The 23129-nt window shown below is 70.6% G+C and carries 19 protein-coding genes and 1 pseudogene; 14 read left to right on the forward strand and 6 right to left on the reverse strand.

The annotated features are described in order from the left end of the window. Positions 1-158 precede the first annotated feature (158 nt). Complete coding sequence (locus tag POL72_RS34415; RefSeq protein ID WP_373372277.1) at positions 159-1322, reverse strand: IS481 family transposase; 1164 nt, start codon at positions 1320-1322, stop codon at positions 159-161. A gap of 607 nt (positions 1323-1929) precedes the next feature. Here POL72_RS34415 and POL72_RS34420 point away from each other — a divergent pair. Then, positions 1930-3069, forward strand: a complete 1140-nt coding sequence (locus tag POL72_RS34420) for a hypothetical protein (protein ID WP_272101025.1) — start codon at positions 1930-1932, stop codon at positions 3067-3069. Positions 3070-3409: 340 nt separating this feature from the next. Here POL72_RS34420 and POL72_RS51015 read toward each other — a convergent pair whose 3' ends face one another. The 3 genes from POL72_RS51015 to POL72_RS34435 all read right to left on the reverse strand — a co-directional run bounded on the left by POL72_RS51015 (position 3410) and on the right by POL72_RS34435 (position 6519). Beyond that, positions 3410-4405 carry a tetratricopeptide repeat protein gene (locus POL72_RS51015; RefSeq protein WP_272101026.1) on the reverse strand — a complete coding sequence of 332 codons (996 nt, stop codon included), beginning with the start codon at positions 4403-4405 and terminating at the stop codon, positions 3410-3412. Next, positions 4402-5019 carry an RNA polymerase sigma factor gene (locus tag POL72_RS34430; RefSeq protein ID WP_272101027.1) on the reverse strand — a complete coding sequence of 206 codons (618 nt, stop codon included), beginning with the start codon at positions 5017-5019 and terminating at the stop codon, positions 4402-4404. Before POL72_RS34430 ends, POL72_RS51015 begins: the two co-directional genes overlap by 4 nt. A 126-nt stretch (positions 5020-5145) precedes the next feature. After that, entirely contained in the window at positions 5146-6519 is a 1374-nt protein-coding gene (locus POL72_RS34435) for a hypothetical protein (protein ID WP_272101028.1), read from the reverse strand. Between the two features lie 204 nt (positions 6520-6723). On the opposite strand from POL72_RS34435, the gene POL72_RS34440 reads away from it, so the two are divergent. The 10 genes from POL72_RS34440 (at position 6724) to POL72_RS34485 (ending at position 20685) form a co-directional block, all read left to right on the forward strand. Beyond that, complete coding sequence (locus POL72_RS34440) at positions 6724-7977, forward strand: DNA polymerase IV (RefSeq protein WP_272101029.1); 1254 nt, start codon at positions 6724-6726, stop codon at positions 7975-7977. Between the two features lie 215 nt (positions 7978-8192). Further along, a complete protein-coding gene (locus POL72_RS34445; protein ID WP_272101030.1) occupies positions 8193-9104 on the forward strand; it encodes an MBL fold metallo-hydrolase in 912 nt (303 codons plus the stop codon). Between the two features lie 266 nt (positions 9105-9370). Continuing rightward, complete coding sequence (locus POL72_RS34450) at positions 9371-10627, forward strand: outer membrane protein assembly factor BamB family protein (protein ID WP_272101031.1); 1257 nt, start codon at positions 9371-9373, stop codon at positions 10625-10627. A 51-nt stretch (positions 10628-10678) separates the two neighbouring features. After that, positions 10679-11881 (forward strand): MFS transporter, encoded by a 1203-nt coding sequence (locus POL72_RS34455; RefSeq protein WP_272101032.1) that lies wholly within the window; start codon positions 10679-10681, stop codon positions 11879-11881. 10 nt (positions 11882-11891) lie between these two features. After that, positions 11892-12362, forward strand: coding sequence for a hypothetical protein (locus POL72_RS34460; protein ID WP_272101033.1), 471 nt, complete (start codon positions 11892-11894; stop codon positions 12360-12362). A gap of 381 nt (positions 12363-12743) precedes the next feature. Further along, entirely contained in the window at positions 12744-13937 is a 1194-nt protein-coding gene (locus POL72_RS34465) for a hypothetical protein (protein ID WP_272101034.1), read from the forward strand. A gap of 610 nt (positions 13938-14547) precedes the next feature. After that, complete coding sequence (locus POL72_RS34470; RefSeq protein ID WP_272101035.1) at positions 14548-15822, forward strand: hypothetical protein; 1275 nt, start codon at positions 14548-14550, stop codon at positions 15820-15822. 206 nt (positions 15823-16028) lie between these two features. Continuing rightward, a complete protein-coding gene (locus POL72_RS34475) occupies positions 16029-16553 on the forward strand; it encodes a hypothetical protein (protein WP_272101036.1) in 525 nt (174 codons plus the stop codon). A gap of 237 nt (positions 16554-16790) precedes the next feature. Next, complete coding sequence (locus POL72_RS34480; RefSeq protein ID WP_272101037.1) at positions 16791-17336, forward strand: dihydrofolate reductase family protein; 546 nt, start codon at positions 16791-16793, stop codon at positions 17334-17336. 592 nt (positions 17337-17928) lie between these two features. Beyond that, on the forward strand, positions 17929-20685 hold the full coding sequence (locus tag POL72_RS34485; protein WP_272101038.1) for a Kelch repeat-containing protein: 2757 nt from the start codon (positions 17929-17931) through the stop codon (positions 20683-20685). Here the strand turns inward: POL72_RS34485 and POL72_RS34490 are convergent. Then, positions 20673-21128, reverse strand: a complete 456-nt coding sequence (locus tag POL72_RS34490) for a GxxExxY protein (RefSeq protein ID WP_272101039.1) — start codon at positions 21126-21128, stop codon at positions 20673-20675. The genes POL72_RS34485 and POL72_RS34490 overlap by 13 nt on opposite strands. 28 nt (positions 21129-21156) lie before the next feature. Between POL72_RS34490 and POL72_RS51945 the strand changes: the two are divergent. Continuing rightward, positions 21157-21420: pseudogene (locus POL72_RS51945) on the forward strand (transposase); the annotation flags it as partial. A gap of 26 nt (positions 21421-21446) precedes the next feature. On the opposite strand, the gene POL72_RS34495 reads toward POL72_RS51945, so the two are convergent. Further along, complete coding sequence (locus POL72_RS34495; protein WP_272101040.1) at positions 21447-21605, reverse strand: hypothetical protein; 159 nt, start codon at positions 21603-21605, stop codon at positions 21447-21449. Here POL72_RS34495 and POL72_RS34500 point away from each other — a divergent pair. After that, positions 21543-21725 carry a dihydrofolate reductase family protein gene (locus POL72_RS34500; RefSeq protein WP_272101797.1) on the forward strand — a complete coding sequence of 61 codons (183 nt, stop codon included), beginning with the start codon at positions 21543-21545 and terminating at the stop codon, positions 21723-21725. The genes POL72_RS34495 and POL72_RS34500 overlap by 63 nt on opposite strands. Before the next feature lie 306 nt (positions 21726-22031). Further along, positions 22032-23117 carry a hypothetical protein gene (locus POL72_RS34505; protein ID WP_272101041.1) on the forward strand — a complete coding sequence of 362 codons (1086 nt, stop codon included), beginning with the start codon at positions 22032-22034 and terminating at the stop codon, positions 23115-23117. Positions 23118-23129 lie beyond the last annotated feature (12 nt).

The following is a 23129-nucleotide window of genomic DNA, read 5'->3' on the forward strand; positions in this document are numbered from 1 at the left end:
GCCCATGCTCCGGGAGGACTGGAAACAGGGACCGGATCCTCGTCGGCGCGACACGCTCGCCGCGCTTTCTCGGACCGCCTGGATCTATACACGAACCGCTCCCCGTGGTCGCGGTACACACGAGCCTCTTCTCACGATCCGGCGTGAGTTCGCGCAGGTCACCGCGCCCTGGCCAGCTGAAGCTCCTTGTTCTTCAGGGTGACCTGCGCGAGCAGAACCGGGCCGTAGTACAGCTCCCAGACGTCATCGGCGCTCGGAATCAGCCCCACGGGCTCGCCGGCGAGCAGTGAGGAGACGGTGGTCTGCGCGCCCCCGAACAGCATCCGTCCTTGGTCGTCAAGGCGTCGAATGGCCATCGTGTCCGGGTACTCCGGCGACGAGGGCTTGCTCGGCATCGAGCGGCGCGAGGGCGTGTAGCGCGAAGCCGGCGTCCTCTGGCCGAGCGCCTCGTGCGGACGCTGATCATTGTACTCGTGCCGAAACCGATCGAAGACGCGCTGCTGCGCTGCCAAGTTGGCTTCTGGCGGCGATGTCGCCTCCGCCTTCAACGTCTTGTGCATTCGCTCGTGGCGGCCGTTCTGCTGCGGCTTACCGGGCTCGATCCGCTCGGGATGAATGCCGAGCTTGATCCAGCTGACCGAGAGCGCCGAGAGCCCACCGATGCCAATCGTGGCGAACGGCGGCCCGTTATCGGAGCGGATGCGGTGCGGCAGCCCGAACTCGCGGAACGCGCGCTCGAAGTGCGGCCGCACCGAGGCCTCGTCCGGCTTCGCCACGCCCTCGCACTTGAGCAGGTACCGCGACGCCTGGTCCGTCAACGTCAGCGGGTGGCAGCGCGTCCTGTCGCCGAGCGCGAAGTGCCCTTTGAAATCGGCGCACCACGTGTCATTCGGCTGCTCGGCTGGAGCCAGCGGCGACGGCATCGCGGTCGTCGGCGTCACTACGCGGCGCCGACGGGGCCGGATCAGCCCGTGCTTCTTGAGCAACTCGCCGATGGTGCTCGTTGCTGGCAGCCCCTCGACGCCCAGGCTCTCCAGCCGCGCACGCAGCTTCTTCGGCCCCCACGTGGGGCGCTCCTTCCGCAGCTCGATCAGCGCGTCGATGAGCGCCGCTGGCGTCGCATGCGGGAACGAGCGCGCCACGGGCCGCCGCTCCTCCAGCCCGCTCGGTCCGGCCTGCTCGTAGCGCTCCACCCACTTGTACCCCGTCTTCCGGCTGATGCCGAACCGCCGGCACAGCTCCGCGAACGTCTCGTCCGACTCGTTGACCTGCGCGATGAATCGAAGCCTCTCGTCCACTGAACATGTCTCTTTCCAGGGCACCGGCGCTCCTCCGTCGCCGGTCCTCTACGACATGTGTCACCTAAGCTCCCGGTCCGTCCGGGTGCTACCCAGGCTCCCGGTCTGAACCGTTACCCAGGCCACCGGTCCGTACCGTGAGAGGAATGGCCATCAGCACGAGGGCCTTCACGATGGCTGGTGTGGGCTGCCTTCGCAGCCGTTACCTGTTCGGCTGTGGCGTTGTCACCGCCGGTGTGGTTCGGTTTGTCCCTCGGGACCCATGGACCATCGGTTCCCCCACCGAGCCGCTTCTCGGTGTTGGCGCACGGCTCGGCAGCGAGTGGCCCTTCTCGGACCGGTGGTCCGCATACGGGTATGCCGAAGCGGCTTGGCTCGTCGCGGATGCGTTTCTTCAACGCCAGCGAGATGGAAGCGAAACGCCTGCAGCCCGCCGTTGGTCGTCACCACCGCTCGGAGCCACGTTTGGCTTCGGTATCACGACGACGTACTGAACAAGCTCGCACGACCCTGAAACTTTCGAACGCAACATGATAATTCTCGGAGGTAAGCCGGAATGAGCTCCGTAGCTCGCTTTCTCGTCATGCATGTCCGTTGCCAGCAGAGACCAGTATCCGATAGATTGTTTGGTATGCGCGTCTTCTCCTGGTTCATCGTGGGATCATTCTTCTTGGCGGGCTGCGAGAGCGGAGCGACCGTCTACGGCCCCTGTCAGCCGTCGGAATATGGTCTCCCAGGCTGCCCGTATCCCGAGGAAGGCGGCGGCGGGGCCGGCGGCGAAGGTGGGGCCGGCGGAGCTGGCGGCGAAGGCGGGGCTGGCGGCGCGGGCGGCGGCGATGAAACCGCCTGCGCCGGTGACTGCGTCGCGCCTGCGCCGCTCGGCTGGTTCGGCCCGGCGCTCCTCTGGTACGGCCCGCCGGACCAGGCGCCGGATTGCCCCGCCGCCGCGCCGAACGTCGGCTACCAGGGCTTCGCCGATCTGGCGCCGGTGCCGCTCGCCTGCGCGGCGTGCCTGTGCGATCCCCCTGCTGCGGCTTCGTGCGAGCTCCCGCTGGATTGGTCCGCATACGCTGCAACGTGTGCTGTCACTGTCCCCGGCACCGCCGTGACCTCCTTCGCCGCCCCCGAAGGCTGGGACGGCACCTGCACCGCCGTGAACGCGATCCCCGCAGGCCAGGACTGCGGCGGGCAGCCGTGCGTGCAGTGGCTCTCGATCGACGCGCCGGCCGTGGTGGTTCCCTCGGCCTGCACGCCCAGGGTGGACGAGCCCCCGCCGCCGGCTCGCCTCGATCCGTGGCAGACCCGGGCGCTCGCCTGCGTGCCCGGCGCCTACACGGAGTGCGCAAGCGATCGGAGCACCTGCATGCCCACGCCAGGGCAGCCCGGGGTCCCGCCGCCTGGCGGCTTCTTGACGTGCATCTTCCACGAGGGCGACGTGACGTGCGAGGCCCCCTACCTGGACAGGCACGTCTTCTACGGCGGCGCCGAGGACACGCGCGGTTGCTCCGAGTGCGGCTGCGGGGAGCCGGAGGGCGCGTCGTGCACCGTCATGGCCTCCGTCTACAGTGACGGCGCATGCGGGGCGTTGCTTGTGTCGGCCGTCGTGAGCTCGACGACGCCGTTCTGCGGGGTCACGCCGCCCGGCGTCGCCCTCGGCAGCAAATCGGCGGAGGTCGTCGCCGTGGATCCCGGCGGCTGCGCCTCGAGCGGCGGCGAGCCGCTCGGCGAGCTGCTGCCGGCCGAGCCGTCGACCTTCTGCTGCCAGGCATAGGGGCCCACGCGGGTACCGCCGCGAACCCTGATGGCGGTCTTGTTCTTTGTGAACCAGGAGAAGGCCATGTCAAAGAAGCTCTTCCCGCGCGTTGCAGCACTGTCGTTCATCGGAGCTCTCGGTGCGCTGGTCGATGATTGAGTCGCAAGGTAGCGACCCTGCCGCAGTGGACCCGGCGCTCTTACACGAGTATGCACCCATCGTCTGGGAGCAGGCATAGCAGCGGGTCGAGGGCCTCGATCCATCGACGGTCGAGCTGGCGAAGATTCGGCATCAAGGAAGATTGCGTCGACAAATGGGACTTCGGGTCAATGAATTGGATGGCGCCTCGCGAAAAGGATCAGCGCTCGGCAGCGCCCTCGGCGCGGGCGCGCAGCCGGGCGGCATAGACGCTGTCGCCGTGGCGTGAGAGGAAGTCGTCGATCGCGGCCCGCTCGTCGCTCTCGCGCCCGAGCTGGCGCAGGGCCTCGACGCGGCCGTAGCGCGCCTCGACGCCGAGCCCGCCGCGCCCGGACGCGAGGTAACGCTCGAAATAGCCGAGGGCCGTGGCGGGATCTCCGCCCGAGAGCGAGAGCCGGCCGAGCGACACGAGCGCGACGCGCGCCTCCGGGCTGCCCGGATGGCGCGCGAGCAGCGCGAGGTACGCGGCCGACGCATCGGCGTCGCGGCCGGCGGCGAGCGCCAGCTGCGCGTCGCGCAGCAGCTCGTCGGCGCTCGGACCGGGGCGCGCCTCGCCGCGGTGGCCCTCGCGCGCTGTCCCTGCCCTCGGAGCGGCCGCCGCGCCGGCAGCCTCCACCACGCCCGCGACGGGCGGCTCCTTCGGCGCGGGCGCCGTGGCGGCGGGCTGGATGTCGAGGGAGCGCGGCGGCGCCTCGATCCCGGCGCTGGCCTGCGCGGGCGCCGCGTCTGGCGCGCGCGGGGGCGGGGGCGCCACGTCGCGGCGGCTCATGAGCTCGGCCGCGAGCGCGGCCAGGATTGTCGCCGCGAGCGCGACGCCGGCGAAGGTGCCCGCGATCCCGCGGCGCACGATCGCGCGCCGCCTGGGGCGCTCCTCTGGCGCAGGGACGCGCTGCGCCCCGGCCTCGTCGGCGATCTGCGCGAGGATCCGCGCGGCCAGGGCGTCGTCGTCCACGGGGCCGGAAGCCCCGCCGCGCCGCGCGCCGAGCCGGCCGAGGTCGGCCCAGAGCGCGGCTTCGTCGGCGAGCTCCGGGTGAGCCTCCTCGTAGCGGCTGCGGAACGCGGCGTCCTCGGGCCCGATCGGCGCCCCGCGACCTTCGGCTGCGACGATCGCGATCCAGCGCTCCTCGTCCGAGGCATGGGCCATGGTGGTCTTCACGGCGATCTCCTCCGGCCGACGGCGATGTCCTGCCGGACCCGCTTTCGCAGGGCGGCGATCCCGAGGCGCAGGCGGCTGCGCACGGTGTCCGGGCTGACGTCGGTCATCTCGGCGATCTCATCGACGGTGTGTTCGAGCGCGTGGTGCAGGATGAGCGCCTCGCGCTGGGCTTCGGGCAGCTCCCCCAGGTAATCGCGCACGTGGCGGGGGAGCGCCTCCTGGGCGCTCCCGCGCGACGACGCCGGGACCTCCTCGGCGTCCGACAGGTCGCCTGCGATGGGGGCGTCGCGCCGCCGCACGGCGCGGAGGTACCGCAGCACGGTCCGCACGGCGATGCGCCGCGCCCAGCCCTCGATGGCGGCCTCGCCGCGGTACGCGGGCGCGGCCCTCAGGATGGCGAGCGTCGCCAGCTGCGCGGCGTCGTCCGCGTCGGCCGAGCGCCGCAGGAACGCCTGCGCGACCTGACGGACGCCCGGGAGGAGCCTGGCCACGAGCCACGCCTGGGCCGCGGGATCACCCGCCCCGGCGCGGCGGGTCCGCTCGAGATCGATGGAGGAGACGAGGGGACCTTCGGCCTGGTGAGCGCGCGACCCCTCCGTCACGCGCACACTCATGAGGAGAGCCTGTCCATCCACGACCACGGTGACCCTGTGCCTCCCGCGGGCACGATCGAGTCATTTTTTATAGGGTGGCCCGGAGCGACGGCGGCCCGGCGCAGCGAGAGCGCGCCGCGCCCGCCGTCACCGCCCCGCGACAGTACGAGGCGGGGCGCTCCGTCTGGCCGGCCCGAGCTCGAGGCCGATCCCGCCGAGGAAGCGCACGGGATCGGGCTGAAGATCGGCGACCTGCAGCGCGGGGGTCGAGAGCCGGTTCAGCGGCACGTCGAGGCTCGTCCAGAGGGAGATGCGGAGCTCATCGGAGATCCGGAGGCTCAGCCCCGTCGTGGGCGCGACGCTGATCAGCAGGTCGGTCACCCGCTCGTCGAACGCCCGAGGCGGTCCTTCTGGCGAGGACGCTCCCGGCGGACCCGGCGATCTCCAGAGCGCGTGCGGCGCTCGCCACGCGCCGCTCCGCGAGACGACGTCGAAGGTGGCCCGGCCGCCGAGATGGAAGGCCCAGCGCCCGCTCCCGATGTCGAAGCGGTGGCCCCCGCTCGCGAAGAGCGGCGTCCGATCGAGATCCAGATCGAAACCCGCGCGCTGCACCTGGAGGTGCTGTGTGTCCATCCAGTCGTAGCCGGCGCCGACGTAGGAATCGGGCGTGGGCGTCCACGACAGCGAGAGCGAGACGGCGCTCTGCCAGGGGACGTGCGCTCCGAACGTGCCGCCCGCGTAGCCGGCCGAGAGGAACCACCGCCGCCACCACGCGGCGTCAGCGTGATCGAGCATCGAGGGCGGCGGCGCGGGGCGCTCGTCCGGCGCCGCCGCGGACGGCGTCGGCGGGGGCGCCTGCGCGGGCGGTCGAGACGGAGGGGCCGCGGGCGGCGCGGGCGCGTCCGGCGGCGCGGACGGCGTCGGCGGGGGCGCGGCCTGCGCGGCGCCGCCGACCTCGAGGCTCGCCATCCCGGCCCCGGTGATGGGCCCCTCCAGCACCTCCTCCGCCGCCGAGCCCGCGACGTTCGCGAGCGCCTCGACGGCCGCGGACGTCCGCCCGGGAGGCGCAGGGAACCGCCGCGAGTACACGCGCTCTCCGCCGCGCGGGAAGAGATAGAGGGCGAGCTCGTTGCCCGGGCCTGCCTCGATCCACAGCGCGCCCTGCGCGGACCATTGCTCCACGAGCGCGCGCGCCGCCGCCACGCGCTCGCCGACATCGAGCGCGGGCGCCGGCGCGCGCCGCACCACGTGGAGCCCGACGCCCGAGGGCCGGACGTGCGCCGCGACGAGCGCAGCGGCGTGCGCCTCGAGCGGCGAGCCCGGGCGCCCGGCGACGATCAGCACGAGCGCCCGCTGCGCAGCGGGCGCCTCGCCCGCGCCGGCGCGCTCCGGGGCGCGCGGCTCGTCCGCCGCGGCCGCGCCCGACGCCAGCGCGAGCGACGCCGCCGCGAGCAGCGCGGGCGCCTTGCGCCGGCGCGCGGCGCAACGGGGGCAGTTCGGTCGTGCGGCGCTCGACGTCATGACTCACGATCCGCGACGCGGTCCAACGTGTCCGGCTGACGAAGGAAGAAGTAGAGTCGACCCGTAGCAGCAAACGAGCGACGACGCTACCGCGCAGCACGGCGCCGCCGCGGCGTTCAGCCTTCGCGTTCACGTTCAGCCTTCACCGCTTCACCGCTTCACCGCGGCGCGCGGGCGGCGAGGCGGTACAGAAGAGCACCACCGATGCGACAGATCCTCCACGTCGACATGGACGCGTTCTTCGCGTCGGTCGAGCAGCTCGACGACCCGTCGCTGCGAGGCCGCCCCGTCCTGGTGGGCGGCGCCTCCCGGCGGGGCGTCGTCGCGGCCGCGTCGTACGAGGCGCGCGCCTCGGGCGCCCGCTCGGCGATGCCGATGGTCGAGGCGCTCCGCCGCTGCCCGCAGGCGATCGTGGTGCCGGTGCGGCACGCCCGCTACGCCGAGGTGAGCGCGCAGGTGTTCGCGATCTTCCGCCGCTTCACGCCGCTCGTGGAGGGGCTGTCGCTCGACGAGGCGTTCCTCGACGTGACCGCGAGCCGCGCGCTCTTCGGCGACGGCGAGGCGATCGCGGCGCAGATCAAGCGCGCGATCCGCGACGAGACCGGGCTCACGGCCTCCGCCGGCGTCGCGTCCTGCAAGTTCGCCGCGAAGATCGCGAGCGATCTGCGGAAGCCCGACGGCCTCGTCGTCGTCCCCGGCGACGTCGCCGCCTTCCTCGCGCCGCTACCGCTCGAGCGCATGTGGGGCGTGGGCCCGCGCGCGGCCGATCGGCTTCACGCGGCGGGGCTCGCGACCATCGGCGATCTCGCGCGCTGCCCCGCGCCGCGCCTCCACGAGCTGCTCGGCCCCGCGTGGGGCGAGCACGTCCGGCTGCTCGCCGCGGGCGTCGACGAGCGCGCCGTCGTCCCGGGCCGTGCGGCGGAGTCGATCGGCGCGGAGGAGACCGTGGAGGAGGACCTCCGGGGCAGGGAGCCGATCGAGCGCTGGCTGCTCGATCTGTCGGGCCGCGTGGCGCGGCGCCTGCTCAAGGCGGGCCTGTCCTGCCGCGCGGTGGTGGTGAAGCTCAAGTACTCGGACTTCACGCTGCGGACGCGCCAGGCGAGGCTGTCCGAGCCGGTCAGCGACACGGATTCGATCTACATCTGCGCGAAGGGGCTGCTCTCGCGCTTCGATCTCTCGCGGCCGGTGCGGCTCGTCGGCGTCGCCGCCGGCGACCTGACGAGCCAGACCGCCGGCCCGACGCTGAGCCTGTTCCCGGTCGCCTCGGAGCGCCGTCGGCGCCTCGAGGGCGTCGTCGCGGAGGTGGCCGAGCGCTTCGGCGGGAAAGGGCTCACCCGCGCGGCCCTGCTGGAACGGACGGAACAGACGAAACAGACGAAACAGACGGAACAGCCGCCCTCGGGCCAGCGGGGCGCGGCCCCGGGCGGGCGCGGGACCGCGCGAGAGAAGAAGATCTAGGGCGGGAGGGCAGGGGCCGTCCGCTGCAGTGGATCCAGCGGGGCAGCGCTGCGTCGCGGGGCGCGGGATGACAGCAGCCACGTTCCAGGGGGCAGCAGCGGTGTCCAAGAAGGCCTGGCAAGGACTCCTATCCTGAGCGCAGAACGACGGCGCCGCCCGCTCCGAACGCGGTCAGGGCGCGCCGTCGCGGGCTCGCTGCTCAAGGAGAGAACACGATGTCACGGAGCTTTGGAACAGCGCTGGTCGCCGCGGCTTTGCTCGCCGGAGGGTGCCTGGACGCAGAGGACGGCGCGACGGCGCCCGCGCCCGTCATCCATACGCAGAGCGCAGGGATGAACGGCATCTATGTGAACGCCTATCTGGTCGAGACGGAGCACGGGGTCGTCGCCGTCGACGCGATGCTCACCGTGTCCGACGCCATCGCGCTGCGACAGAAGCTCGATGGGCTGGGTAAACCGCTCCTCGCCGTGCTCCTCACGCACGGCCACCCCGATCACTACAACGGCGTGACCGAGCTCGTTCGCGGGCTCGACGCGCCCATCCTGGCGACGGCGGCCGTCGACCAGGTGATCCGGCGGGACGACGAGGCCAAGGCGGCGCAGTGGACCCCGGTGTTCGGCGAGGAGTGGCCCGCAGCGCGCACCTTCCCGAGCCGGATCGTCGCGTCCGGAGAGACCGTCACGCTCGACGACGTCTCGTTCCAGGTCGAGGATCTCGGGCCCGGCGAGTCGCACGCGGACAGCATCTGGGTCATCAAGGCCGATCCGCCGATCGCCTTCATCGGCGATGCCGCCTTCAACGGCACGCACTCCTACCTGTCGGACGGCCACTCGGGCGAGTGGCTCGGGAACCTCGACACGCTGGAACAGGCGCTCGGCCCGGACACCGTCGTGTACCCCGGCCACGGCGAGCAAGGCACCGTGGAACTGCTCGATCCACAGCGCGCCTATCTCCACCTCTACCGCGACACCGTGCGATCGCTGTCCGACGGCGAGAGCCTGACGCCCGAGGCCAAGGAGTCGCTCACAGGGGTGATGAAGGGCCACTTGCCGACAGACAAGCTGGAGTTCCTGATCCCGCTCGGCGCCGACCCGGTCGCGGCCGAGCTCGCCCGCGAGGCGGAATGAGCGCGAGCGCCTGACGCGCGCCTGCGACGCGCCCAGGCAGCGCGAGCGCGGGAACGAGGCGCGGCGATCGGAGGACCAGCGGGGCACAGCGAGCCTGCGCGGTCGACGCGGGCCAGGGCTCGCGCTCCTCGTCGACCGCCGGGGAGACCGGGGATCGAGGGCGAGCGGCGCAGGGGGGCCCGCGATCCGCGGCTCCGGTCAAGGCCCCGAGATCGCCGCGTCGAACGTGTTGCGAACCCGGCGAGCAGCTCGTGTAGAGTGGGACGATGGCACGGATCGTCGATACCAGGTGTCCGCGCTGCGGCGCCCCGCTGCCGATTCAGGCGGGGATGGATGCAGTCACCTGCCAGTACTGCGGCGCGCGGTCGCTCGTCGATCGCGGCAGGAAGCCGACCACCGCGCCGATCCCGCAAGGCATGCACGTCGTCCGGGTCGCCCCGCCGTCCAGCAACGCCGCGGGGGTCATCGTGATGTCGGTCGTCGTGGCCATGGTCGTGGTCGGCGCGGCCGCCGGCGCCTTCGTGATGAACGCGTCGGGGCCGTCCAGGGGCGGGTCGACGCCGCTCCTCGGCGTCGTAGCGAAAACGTACTTCAGCGATCGGCCCATGCTCGCCGACGTGAACGGCGACGGCACGCCGGACGTGATCGGCAAGAGCAACGTCCCCGGCGGCGAGGAGTGGATCGCGGCCTACGACGGGCGCGACGGGAAGCCGATCTGGAAGACGGCGGCGCTCACCAAGGACGCGGCCAACCACGAGGCGCGGCGCGCGATCGTCTTCGATCGGATGATCTCGATCGACGCGCTGGGCAAGGTGCAGGCCCATGATCTGCGCACCGGGACGCCGTCGTGGTCGGCGTTGCTCGGCGAGAAGGCGAGGCGGCTGTGCCAGGGCGACGGCGTGATCGTCGTCGAGACGGTCGACGACGCGAAGCACGGGCTCGAGCCGGCGACCGGGAAGCGGCGCGAGCTGGCGAAGGACGCGGCCTGCAAGACGGTTCCGAGCTCGATCCAGGAAGAGGCGCCCGGCTATCGGTTCGCCCGCTGGCACGAGTTCGACGAGCTCGGGCTGCCCGGGTCGCATGAGGTCGAGGGCATGTCGGTGAGCGGCGCGATCATCCCGAGCGGGCCCGGGCCGCGGTTCCTGCTCGGCGGCCGCAGCAAGGGCAGCCAGGTCGGCATGGTGGCCGCGGTGGACAACAAGAAGAAGGTGCTCTGGAAGACGGTGGTGCCCGGCGTCGACCCGCTGACCACGCGGGCCACGGGGGTGGAGGCGGGGGCCTATGAAGGCGGGTTCCTGGTCGTCCCCTATGACATGAAGGATCACAAAGACGGCACGCGCCTCGCCTGCTTCGAGGCGGCCACCGGCAAGCGGCTGTGGGACGTGCAGGTTCACAAGAAGTCGCAGGTCTCGTCCGGGATCTCGATCTCGGCGAACGACGTCTTCTTCGCCAGCTGGACGGCGCTTTATGTCTTCTCGCTGAAGACGGGGCAACTCAGGTACATGATCGGAACCGAGTTCTAGACGCGAGGCGGCGGCGCGCCCGCGGCGGCGTGAGCTCCCGGATCCCCTGTCATGTCGTCCGTCCGGCAGAACCCCTGGCGCATCTGCGTCTACCACGGCGTTCAATCGCTGATGTTCCCGTCGGCCATCTTCCCGCTGTTCTGGACGCAGGACATCGGCATGAGCGTGGCCACGATGATGGCCGTGCAGGGCGCGTTCAGCCTGAGCATCGCGCTCTTCGAGTTCCCGTCCGGCTACGTCGCCGATCGCCTGGGCCACCGCCGCGCGCTCGTGATCGCCTCCTTTTGCATCCTGGCCGGCTGGGTCCTCTATGCGCTCGCGCGCGGGCTCTGGTCGGTGCTGCTCGCCGAGCTCGTGCTCGGCGTCGGGTTCTCCCTTGTCTCGGGGGCGGACTCCGCGCTCCTCTTCGACTCGCTGCGCGAGCTGGGCAAAGAGCACGAGTTCGCCCGCTGGTACGGCCGCATGCGCACGATCGCGCAGATCGCCTCGGGGAGCGCCGCGCTCGCCGCGGGCTTCCTTTACGCGCGCTGGTCCCGCCTGCCGTTCGCGATGGAGGCCGCGGCCTGGGCGCTCGCGGCGGGGATCGCCCTCCGGTTCGGCGAGACCCGCCGCGCCGAGCCGAAGGTCGAGGACCACCTGGGCCGCATGCGCGCGATCGTGCGCGACGCGCTGCTCGAGCGCGCCGACTTCCGCGCGGTGCTGCTGCTCGGCGTCGTGCTCGCGCTCGCGTCGTACCTGCCGACCTGGCTCATGGCGCTGTACGCGACCGAGGCCGGCGCCCCGGTCGCGTGGATAGGCCCCATGTGGGCCGTCGCGAGCTTCACCACCGCGCTCGGCTCGATGCTGAGCGAGCGCGCCGGCCGCCGCCTCGGCATGACGGGGACGCTGCTCGTGTGCGTCGTCCTGGTGGCGGCCGGGTACCTCGGCCTCGCGCTCTCGCGCCACGTGCTCGGGGTCGCGTTCTATTTCCTGCTCACGCTCGTGCGCGGGCTGCACATGCCGCTGCTCCACCACGAGGAGCAGCGCCTCGCGCCCGACGGCGATCGCGCGAGCTGCGTCTCGCTCCGCAGCTTCCTCTTCCGCCTCGCCTTCGTGCTGCTCGGGCCCGTCGTCGGGATGGGCGTCGATCGCTATGGGCACCGCCCCGTGCTGTGGGCCTCGGGCGCGCTCCTCGTCGCGCTGACGTGCGCGGCGTTCGGCCTGTTCGTCGCGCGCGCGGCGGGACGTGATGAGGCGCGGGCGCCGGAGTGCTAGGGCGCCTGTCATGAAGAAGATCGCGAGGGAGGAAGAGGTGGACCGGCTCGTCGAGCTCGTGGGCGCCGGGTCCTGGGATGCCCTCCACGGGATCCTGGAGCGGCAGTTCGCCGTCCTCCACAACCGGGCCCAGGTGCTCATCGGCCTCTGCGGCATCGTCATCACCACGACCGGCTTCTCGGGCCGCCTCATCGCCGGCACCAGCCCCCACGCGCAGGGGCTGATCATCGCCGGCGTGGCGATCGTCCTGCTCTCCGCGACCCTGATCGTCTGGGGTGTGCAGCACATTCGCTGGCTCACCCAGCAACCGGGCGACGACCTGCGCGGCTGGCTCTTGGCCTCGCTCGCCTACCGCGATCGCAAGACCACGATCTACCGTGTCGCCATCGCGTTCCTCCTGGTCGGCCTCTCGTTTTATGTGGTCGCCATTGCCATGATGCTACTCCACCCCACCGCGGCCCCGTCATCGGGCGGGCGCTGAGCCCGGCGCCCCGACGGCCGATGGCGCCGCGCTGCGGGCACCGCGCGCATCGCGCGCCGCCGTCGCCTCGACATCGCACCATGGCCGAGCAGCCAAGGGCGCTCAGCCGCTGCGCCGAGGGGCGCCCGCGCTCCGGACGCGACTTCGCAGGTGGCATGATGTGGCTTCTTCGCGCGCATTGGAGCCGGCGTCGGTGATCGCGTAATGCACTCAACTGTAACGACGGATCCACACGTCCGTGTTGTTGAGAAGTTGCTCTGTCCAGGATAGTCTCGCCTCGTGCGGTTTGGCTCGGAGGAGCTCGGGAGCGGTCGGAGCCGCTGAAGGCGAACGGCGGCATCAGCCGCGGGGCCTCGCGGGATGGATCTAGGAGGGGCTAGGATGAGAACAGTTCGTTCTACGGCGGGGTGTTGGTTGCTGGTTGGCGCGTTCGCCGTGATGGGTTGCACGGACAACCCCGCGATCGAGGACGGCACGGGCGGGGGCTTCCCCTTCCCCCCGAGCACGTCGACGGGCTTCACGGGCGCGGCCAGCAGCTCGAGCAGCGCAGCAACTACCGGTGATAGCGGCGCAGGTGGTGGTGCCGCCAGCGGCGGTGTGGGTGGAGGCGTCGTTGATCCGGGCGATGGCTGCCCTGGCTGCGCGCGGCTCTCCGTGCCGCTCACGAGGGCGGGGCAGGCCACGCAGTTCATGATCTTCTTCCACGAGAAGGTCGACCTGACCGGCGCGACCGTCACGTTCCGCGTGAGGACCCGTGCCGGCACGAGCGGCGGTCTGCAGCCGTTCGTGCAGAACGGGGGTGAGCTCGGCTATGCGAACATCGGCTACTCGTGGAACCCGCTTGCCGAGCTGGGACAGTGGAAGGAAATCAAGATCGATGTCGATGCGCTGGCTCCGACAAATGGAAGCTTCAAAAGCACCGTGGTGGAGATGATCGGGGTTCAGGTCACGGCGGGCAACACGGGGCCCTGGGTCAATCCTACCGTTGTCGATGTCGACTACGTCACGGTCACGAGACCCGGCACAGGCGAAGGGGCTCCGAGCAGCCAGCGCTTCTTCTTTGGCCGTAGCGGGGAGCGCGGCGATGGCGGCGCCGGGGGCGATGGCGGCGCCGGGGGTATGGGCGGCGCCGGGGGTATGGGCGGCGCCGGAGGCGCGGGCGGCACCAGCGGCGATGGCGGCGCGGGGGGTATGAGCGGCGCCGGCGGCGCGGGTGGGGTGGCCGGGGCCGGAGGCGAAGGCGGCGAAGGCGGCGGCAGCGCGAGCAGCAGCAGCGCGAGCAGCAGCAGCGCGAGCAGCAGCAGCGCGAGCAGCAGCAGCAGCGCGAGCAGCAGCAGCAGCGCGAGCAGCAGCAGTTCGAGCAGCAGCAGCTCGAGCGGCGGAGGCGGCGGAGGCGGCGGAGGCGGCGAAGGCGGCGGAGGCGGCGAAGGCGGCGGAGGCGGCGAAGGCGGCGGCTCCAGCGTCGATGTGATTCATGTGATGGGTCCGTACGAGTTCACGACGAGCGAGGAGCCGATGGTGGTCAACGATTACCAGCCCGTGGAAGGCTCGACGGTGACCCACGTCGCCCCGTGACCCTGGCTATCCCGTGGCGCCTGCCGCTCCTCACCAGGGAAGCGCGAGAGACGCGCTACAGCATCAATCCGCTTGATTTGCGATGATCCCGGACGCGCCGATCGGGGGGCTCGGCGCGCTCGACGGGCCATGACCTCGTCCGCGTCCGGAGGTGGTTGGAAGGAACCAGTTTCGCCGCCGGCAAAGTCGTCGCGGCAGGGACGGTCGCTGAGGAAGCGATCGATACGCGACAGAGCGCTGTTCGGCTCTCTCGGGCTGCCGCGCCGCGCTCTCGACCGGGACCGCAGGTAATCCGATGTGGCCGCCGCGCGGCGCTCCGGTCGACTTCATGGGTGGTTATGTGTAGCCGTCGCGCGGCGCTCCGGCTCGACTCCTCAGGTGGTCTGGTGTGGCTGCCATGCTTGCAGCGTCGCCAGCGTCGATGAACGACAAACGCGTCGAGACCCGGTGACGGATTTCCCCGTCCGGGCTGTTGAGAAAGTCTTCTGTCCAGGATAATGTCGCGATGTGCGGGGCTGGCTCGGAAGAGCTCCAGTGCTGTAGGAGCCGCGGTGGCGAACGGCGACATCTGCCGCGCGGCCTCGCGGGGGTCTATCCAGGAGGGGTCCGAATGAGATCGGTACTTTCTTTTGCTGCGTACGGGTTGCTGGTCGGCGCGTTCGCCTTGACGGGTTGCGGTGACGACGAGTCCACTGGCAGCGGCGGCGCTGGCGGGACGGGCGGAGACAGCTCATCCAACTCCAGCACGTCGTCGAACTCGACCAGCTCGGGCTCTGACGGCGGTGGCGGCTCGGGTGATGGCGGCTCGAACGCGGATGGCGGCGGCGGTTCGGGCGGCAGCGGATCGAGCGACGGCGGCGGCGGTTCGGGTGACGGCGGCAGCGGCTCGAGCGACGGCGGCGGCGGTTCGGGTGATGGCGGCAGCAACCCAGGTGTCGGCGGCGGCAGCTCGGGTGAAGGCGGCGGCAGCTCGGGTGAAGGTGGCGGCAGCTCGGTCCCGGAGGAGCATTGCTCCGGTTGCGCGCGGCTGTCCGTTCCGTTCACGACCGCGAATACGGCGACGCAGTTCTTCATCGAGTTCGCCTCGCCGGTCGATCTGACGGGGAGCACTGTCACGTTCCGCGTGAGATCGCACGCCGGCACCAACGGCGGCGTGCAGCCGTTCGTGCAAAACGGGGCGGACCTGTTCTATGCGAACATCGGCTATTCGTGGAATCCGATCGCCGGACTGGCAGACTGGCATGAGATCACGGTGGATGTCGACGCCTTGTCCTCATCGCGTCCCAACTTCCACCGCACCCAGGTGAAGTTGATTGGACTCCAGATCACGGCGGGCGGCACCGGGCCCTGGACCAACCCGACCGTCATCTATGTCGACTCCATCACCGTAACGAAACCCGGCAGCTCGAGCGCCGCGCGGCGCGCCGGAGGCCCGAGCAGCGAGCGCGGCGAGGGGGAGGGCGGCGCCGGCGGTGCGGGCGGCGCCGGCGGGTGGAGCGGAGATGGTGGCGCCGGCGGCGAGAGCGGCGTGGGCGGCGCCGGTGGAACGAGCGGTGACGTCGGCGCCGGCGGTGAGAGCGGCGTGGGCGGCGCTGGTGGCGAAGGCGCCACGACCGGTGTCGGCGGCGCTGGTGGCGAAGGCGCCACGACCGGTGTTGGCGGCGCTGGTGGCGAAGGCGCCACGACCGGTGTCGGCGGCGCGGGCGGCGAAGGCGGCTCGGCCGGTGTCGGCGGCGCAGGCGGCGAAGGCGGCGAAGGCGGCGGCTCCGGTGGAGAGGTGATCCACGTGGTGGGTCCGTTCGAGTTCACGACCGGCGTGGAGCCGATGGTGGTCGGCAACTACATGCCGGTGGCCGGCTCGTTGCTGACCCACATCGCCGAGTGATCCCGGGCCAGCCGGGGAGCGCGCTGCACCTCGCGCAGCGAAACGCGCAAGGCGCGCCAGAACATCGAACAGCCTGATCTCGTAACAACTCCAGCCGAGGGAGCGGGCATCCGGCCCACGTCACGGCTCACCGAGGCGAGCAAGCCGGCGATCCTGGCGCTGCTTGTGGGATGTCGGCGGATCATGCTATAGCCCGCATGGTGTGGGTGGTCCTCCTGGGTGCGCTCCTCTTCGCGAGCGCGTGCGACAGCACCGTCATCGTTCCCGAAGACGGCCATGGCGCGAGCGACGGCGGCGGCGGCGGAACGTCAGCACCAGGCGCCGGAAGCAGCGACACCAGCAGCTCGTCCTCATCAGCCGTTTGGACGGTGCCGCCGGATCGGACCTACAGCCACATCGATTGCGGCGACGAGCTCGCCACCCCGACGCTCTTCGTGGAGATCTGGCCGGACGGCTCCGGCTGTCTGGCCCCGGCGAGCATCGAGGACGATGTGCTCGTGTTCGGGATCGTGAGGTGGGACGGGCAACCGGGAACGTTCACGCTCGGTGTCGAGACGCCGCACGGCGTGGCGCAGGCCGCCATGGGCTTGCAGCCCGATCCCATCACCGGGACGTTCACGGTCGAGCCATACGTCGGTGCGCCTTCGGCGATCGCGTGGAATCTATCCGTGGGCGCTGGCCGCACCGACCTGTCCATCTGCGGCCACTTCGACGGCTTCCCGTGCCGGTGAGCCTCACTCGCCTTTGACGCAGACGCGGCGGCGCTCGGGCGCACCTCTGCCTTCTTGCTCGCCCGAAGACGAACGGACCACGGGCAGCATGTCGGACCTCGCCTGGGGTCGTTTCTGTGTCGACTGGTTGCGCCGGCGCGAGCGTCGCGATGAGAATGGCCTCGACGCGCCGAGGCCCGGCGCTCTCGATGGACCGACCCACGGCGAGCTCAGGGCAGCGTCTCAGGGAGGATTCGAATGAGAAAGATCGTCTATGACGTCGCGGTGACGGTCGACGGCTTCATCTCGCACGAGGACGGCTCGGTGGATGGCTTCGTGATGCAAGGAGAGCACGCCAGCGATTACGTCGAGCGCCTGAAGGGCTACGACACCGTCGTGATGGGGCGAAGGACGTACGAGTGGGGCTATCCCTTCGGGCTCGTCCCGGGGAAGCGAGCCTACCCGCACATGGCGCACTACATCTTCTCGAAGACCCTCCGCTTCGGCGAGGGCGCCGAGGTGGAGGTCGTGGGCCGTGACGAGATCGCGGCCCTGAAGCGGCTGAAGGAGGGCGACGGGGCCGATATCTATCTCTGCGGGGGCGGCGCCTTCGCCGGCTTCCTCCTCGAGCACGACCTCATCGATCGGCTCGTCCTCAAGGTGAATCCCATCGTCTTCGGGCACGGGATCCCGCTCTTCGGCGACAGCTCCACGAAGGTCGAGCTGGCGCTCCTCGGCGCGACGTCGTACGCGAGCGGCGTGTCGCTCCTCCGGTACGACGTGAAGCGCGGGAGCGCCGCGTAAGGGGTCGCCCGCGGCGATCGCGTGCCGCTCGATTCCACTGCGGCGCGATCGTCGGCGGGCGCTGAGCGCCGCACCTCGACGGGGCTGAGCCTGTCGCCGGGGCGGACAATGCCAACGGGTTTGAGACAGGCCGCACGCCGCGTTCAACGACAAGGGCGGGACGCTCGTGTACATGCACGCTTAGCCTTCGTGCCGCTCTCGCGTGTCGAGCGCGTCAAGGACGCGTCTGGATGCGGTGCGCGTGGCGGCGTGCACGGGGGCGCGAGCCTCTGGAGAGGCGACCTTTGCGTCTGTTCGCACCCGAAGCGCGCGGAGCGTCGCTCAACGTGGCGGAAATTTGAACTTGACCGCGAGAAGCGAATCGACCAAATGACGTGTGCTGACTTTCAGTTTTGTATAAACTTCTGATTTTTTGATCGAGAAGGGGGGCATCCGCGCCGGGGACGCGAGCCGTGATGGCGCATTTGGCCGGAAGTCGAGCTCTGCGTCCCCGTGTGCGGCGTGCGATCCCCGACCGCTCTCGATCGCAAGCCTCATCGTGCTCCAGACCATGGGGGCCTGATGGGCTTTTCTTCCTGCCAAGGGAGTATCCATGACGCGTGTCCGTTTCGTGCTTCGGGGTTTACCTTTCGCATCATCCATATGGCTCACCGCGCTCCTCGTCGGAGCAATCTTCCTGAGCGGCCTCGGATGCGCGCTCGACGCCGGGCCGCCGGGGGGTGACGAGCTGCGTTTTCGCTTCCCTGGCCAGGCGGCACAGGTGCTCCTCGGCAACGAGGAGTTCGTCGCGGTCGACAAAGGCTTCGCGCTCGCCTCGACGGGCGGTTCGACCCGCGAGATCGAGGCTCTGTTCGAGCGCCGCGGCGGGCTGCACGCCGCGCTGCCTGCGAGCGGAGAAGGGAAGGTCCGCTTCCATCTGCCCGGCGGCTTCGAGATCGGCGTGCGCGAGATCGGCGCCGAGGGCGAGGGCGCGGTCGTCGAGCGCGCCGTGGCGTATCGGCGTCAGGGCGGGACGTCGTTCTGGTCTGCGGTCGACGCTGGTTACGAGGAGTGGCTGCTCCTCGATGCCGGCGTGGCGAACGGCGGTGCGCCGGTGGCGGCGTGGGAGGTCGACGGCGCGACGCTGCGACAGCAGGGCGACGCGGTCGAGGTCGTCGACGACGCGGGCGCGCCGCGACTGCGGGTGACGGCGCCGGCGGCGTACGCGAGCGGCGGTCGGCCGGTCGAGGCGCGGCTCGAGGTGCGCGGGGCGACGATCGCGCTGTGGGTCGACGCGGGCGGCGAGGAGGTGCTGGTCGACCCGGTTTGGGCGCCGACAGGATCCATGAGCGCAGCACGCGCCGAGTACACGGCGACGCCGCTTGGGAATGGCCAGGTGCTCGTCGTGGGCGGGTACCCTACGACTTCTGCGGCGGGGAGCGCCGAGCTGTACGATACGGTATCCAATACCTGGTGGTCGGCCGGAACGTTGGCCACGGCCCGCTACAATCATACGGCGACGCTGCTCGGCAACGGCAAGGTGCTGGTCGTGGGCGGGAAAGGCAGCGGCTCGGTGGTCCATACGAGCGCCGAGCTGTACGATCCGGCATCCAATACCTGGACGGCGACGGGCGCGCTGGCCGCGGGCCGCGTCGCCCACACCGCGACGCTGCTCGGGAACGGCAAGGTGCTGGTCGCCGGGGGGCATAACGGCTCCAGTGCGGCGTTGGCGACCGCCGAGCTGTACGAGCCGTCGACCGGCGTCTGGTCGCCCGCTTCAACGATGGGGGCGAGCCGCTCCTGGCACACCGCGACGCTGCTCGGGAACGGCAAGGTGCTGGTCGCCGGGGGGCATAACGGCTCCGGTGCGGCGTTGGCGACCGCCGAGCTGTACGAGCCGTCGACCGGCGCATGGTCGCCGACGGCCTCGATGACCGGGCCCCGCCAAAACGCCACCGCGACGCGGCTCGTGAGCGGCAAGGTGCTCGTCGCGGGTGGCTACGACATTTCTGCCGACTACCTGCAGAGCGTCGAGATCTACGACCCGTCCTCGTCGCCACCCGTCTGGACGACGGCGACGCCGATGAGCAGCAAGCGCGGCAACCATACCGCGACGCTGCTCCCGAACGGCAAGGTGCTCCTGACGGGCGGGTGGAGCGCCCCCATGGTCGTCAGTGCAAGCGCCGAGGTCTACGATCCGGGAACCAACTTCTGGGCAGCGGCCGGGTCGATGAGCACCGTCCGCACCAGTCATACTGCGACGCTGCTGGGCAACGGCAAGGTGCTACTCGCGGGTGGGCTCAACTTTGGCATTCCATCCAGCACGTACTACTCGAGCGCCGAACTGTACGATCCGGCGGCCACGACGTGGGGGGCGGTCACGTCGATGTCTCACGCCCGCATTGCGCCGACCGCGACGCTGCTCAACGATGGCAGGGTGCTCGTGACGGGCGGTGACTCGTTGGGAACGAGGACCGAGCTGTACAATCCGTCGACCGACACCTGGGCGGCGGGGCCATTGATGGGTGTGGGACGCCAGTATCATACGGCGACGCTGCTCGGCAACGGCAAGGTGCTGGTGGTGGGCATTCGGACCGTCGCGTCCCCCGCGAACGCCCAGCTGTTCGATCCCGCGACCGACACATGGTCGTCCGTAGGCTCGTCGACAAGCCCAGACCTCAACCGCATGGGGCACACCGCGACGCTGCTCCAGAACGGCAAGGTGGTGGTGTACGGAGGGGTTAATCCCTCCGCCGCCCCCGACGAGTACCTGTATTCCTCGGCGCTGTTCAATCCGGCGAACAACACCTGGTCGCCCGCCGACGACATGCCGATTGCCTATGCCTATTCTGCCACGACGCTGCTCCCGAACGGCAAGGTGCTCCTCGCGGGAGGTAGAAGCGAGTACGTAGAGCGGCACTCCGTTACCGGGCTCTACGAGCCGTGGAACGATTTCTGGTCGGGCGTAGTAGATCACATGGCGTGGGGCCGCGCCTATCATACGTTGACGTTGCTGAACACCGGCGAGGTGCTGGCGGTGGGAGGAGGCCCCGCGAACGCGACCGTCGAGGTCTATAACCCGACGTCCGATCTCTGGTCCTCCGGTACTGCGCAGTTCTCCCGTCGCTCGCATACCGCGACGCTGCTCAACAACGGCAAGGTGCTGCTCGCCGGGGGCATCGACAGCACAGGGAACGTGACCCGGAACGTCTACATCTACGATCCCGCGACAGGTGCCATGGCCCTGACCGGGCAGATGAACGATGCGCGGTACGCTCATGCAGCGGTCCGGCTCGGGAACGGAAAGGTGCTGGTCGTAGGCGGCAGCGACGGCTCCGCCCTGTCGACCGCCGAGATCTACACCCCCTGACGTCGTTGGGGCGCCCCGTCCACGGGCCAGCCCGTCCGCCGACGACGCGGCCGGCGCGGCGCAGGCGCTAGCAGCGCGCGCCGGCCGTCCGCTTCCGCAAACCAGCCAAGATCCCGCGTGCGGCAGCTGAACAACGCCGCCGCGCGGCGCTTCCGCCCGCGAGGCGCCGCGCGGGTTGTGGGCGGCCGCCGCCTTGCACTCGACGATGATTCGACGATGACTCGATCGCCTACGAACAAGTCGAGGCGAAGGTCCGACGCAAGACGCTTTCCCTTGTACACGAGCGGTACGGCCTTCTGGCGCACCACCGTGAGCCCTCGCGACTTGAGCTCGAAGGCAAGCACCTCTTCGTAGACTGTCTCGAGCAGCCCTGGAGCTCCAAGGGTACGATGCACCTCGATCGCTGCGTCGACGACGACCTTGGCTATTTCATTCTCGGTCATTCTCTCCGCCTTTGGGCGCCTTGGCGCCTTGGCGTTAAAATCCGAGATTCTCGACGACGTCAGCTGCAGGCACGATGAGGCACCCGCGTGGGCTGGACGGTTCCTGGACGATTGGACACGTCTGGCCATGCGTTCCAGGATTCTGCCGTTCCAGAAGTTCGCACGAACGCTCCGTGGTCATGGAGAGCTCCTCCTCAACTGGTTCCGGGCACGGAGCGCCTTCGCCCATGGCGCCACCGAGGGATTCAACAATAAAACGAGAATTACGACCAGAAAAGCGTATGGGTTTCGGACCTACGAACACGCGGAGAACGCCCTCTACCGTGCGCTCGGGAACCTGCCGGCGCCCGAATGGCTCACCCACAAATTATCTGAGGCATCTATCTTTGCGGGGGCGGCGCCTTCGCCGGCTTCCTGCTCGACCACGACCTCGTCGAACAGCTCGTCCTCAAGGTCAATCCCATCGTCTTCGGGCACGGGATCCGGCTCTTCGGCGGCAGCACCAGGAAGGTCGAGCTGGCGCTCCTCAGCGCGATGTCGTACGCGAACGGCGTCTCGCTTCTCCGGTACGACGTGAAGCGCGGGGACGCGGCCTGAGGGACGCCCGGCGAGGGCGTGCCGCACGATTCCGTCGCGACGCCGTCGTCGGGCCCGCCGCGGCGCTTTTGTCGGGCGGGCGCTGCGCGCCGCGCCTCGACGGGGTCCATCTGGTTGCCGGGCTCACACGTTTGGCCTGTTGAGAAAAATTTCTGCCCAGGGTAGCTTGCGCCACGCGGCTGGCTCGGAGGAGCTCGCGGGCGGTGGCAACCGCCATGGCGAACGGAGGCCCGGGCTGCGTGGCCTCGTGGTGCACATCAGGAGAGGGTCAGGATGAGATCAGTTCTTTCTTTGGCAATGTGCGGGATGTTGGTCGGCGCATTCGCCATGGCGGGTTGCGGTGATGACGAGACCACCGGCAGCGGCGGTGCGGGCGGTGGGACCGCCTCCAGCACGACGTCGAGCTCCAGCAGCAGCTCGGCGAGCACGGGCGGCGGCGAAGGCGGCGCGGGCGGCAGCGACGGTGGCGCCGGCGGCGAAGGCGGCGCGGGCGGCAGCGACGGTGGCGCCGGCGGCGAAGGCGGCGCGGGCGGCGACGGCGGCGCGGGCGGCGACGGCGGCGCGGGCGGCGGCGCCCCCGACATCGGTCCCGGTCCGGAGGAGAGCTGCTCGGGTTGCGCCCGGCTGGCTGTGCCGCTCACCATGGCTTCCACGGGGACGCTGTTCCAGTTCGACTTCTCTCAGCTGGTCGACCTGACCGGCGCTACCGTCACGTTCCGTGTAAAGGCTCAAGCGGCCACCGGCGGTGGTCTGCAGACGTTCGTACAAAACGGAACTGCACGGAACGAAAATGAACAGAGCTGGGTGGGCGTCCCCTGGGCGTGGACGAGCTTCGGCGACCTGAAAGAGTGGACCGACCTCACCATCGACGTCGATGCCGCTGATGCGGCCGATGCCGCTGCTGGCGGGAAATTCGAGAGCACCGCGGTGAGGCGCATCGGCGTCAAGGTCGACGCAGGCGCCGAGGGGCCCTGGGCCAACCCGACCATCGTCTATATCGACTCCATCACCGTCACGAGGCCTGCGAGCACGAGCGGTTCGGGTGGCGCTGGCGGCTCGGGCGGCGCTGGCGGCATGAGCGGCGAGGGCGGCTCGGGCGGCGCTGGCGGCACGAGCGGTGAGGGCGGCTCGGCGGGCGCCACCGGCGAGGGCGGCTCGGCGGGCGCCACCGGTGAGGGCGGCGCCGGCGGTATGAGCGGCGAGGGCGGCTCGGCGGGCGCCACCGGTGAGGGCGGCGCTGGCGGCGCTGGCGGCGAGGGCGGCGCCGGCGGCGCGAGCAGCGAGGTGGTTCATGTGATCGGTCCGTTCGAGTTCACGGACGACCTGCAGGGCTTCCTGCTCGGCGATTACCAGCCCGTGCTGGGCTCGAGGCTGGATCCCCTCGGCGAGTGATCCACGAGGGCC

The organism is Sorangium aterium (genome assembly GCF_028368935.1).
GTDB lineage: Bacteria > Myxococcota_A > Polyangia > Polyangiales > Polyangiaceae > Sorangium > Sorangium atrum.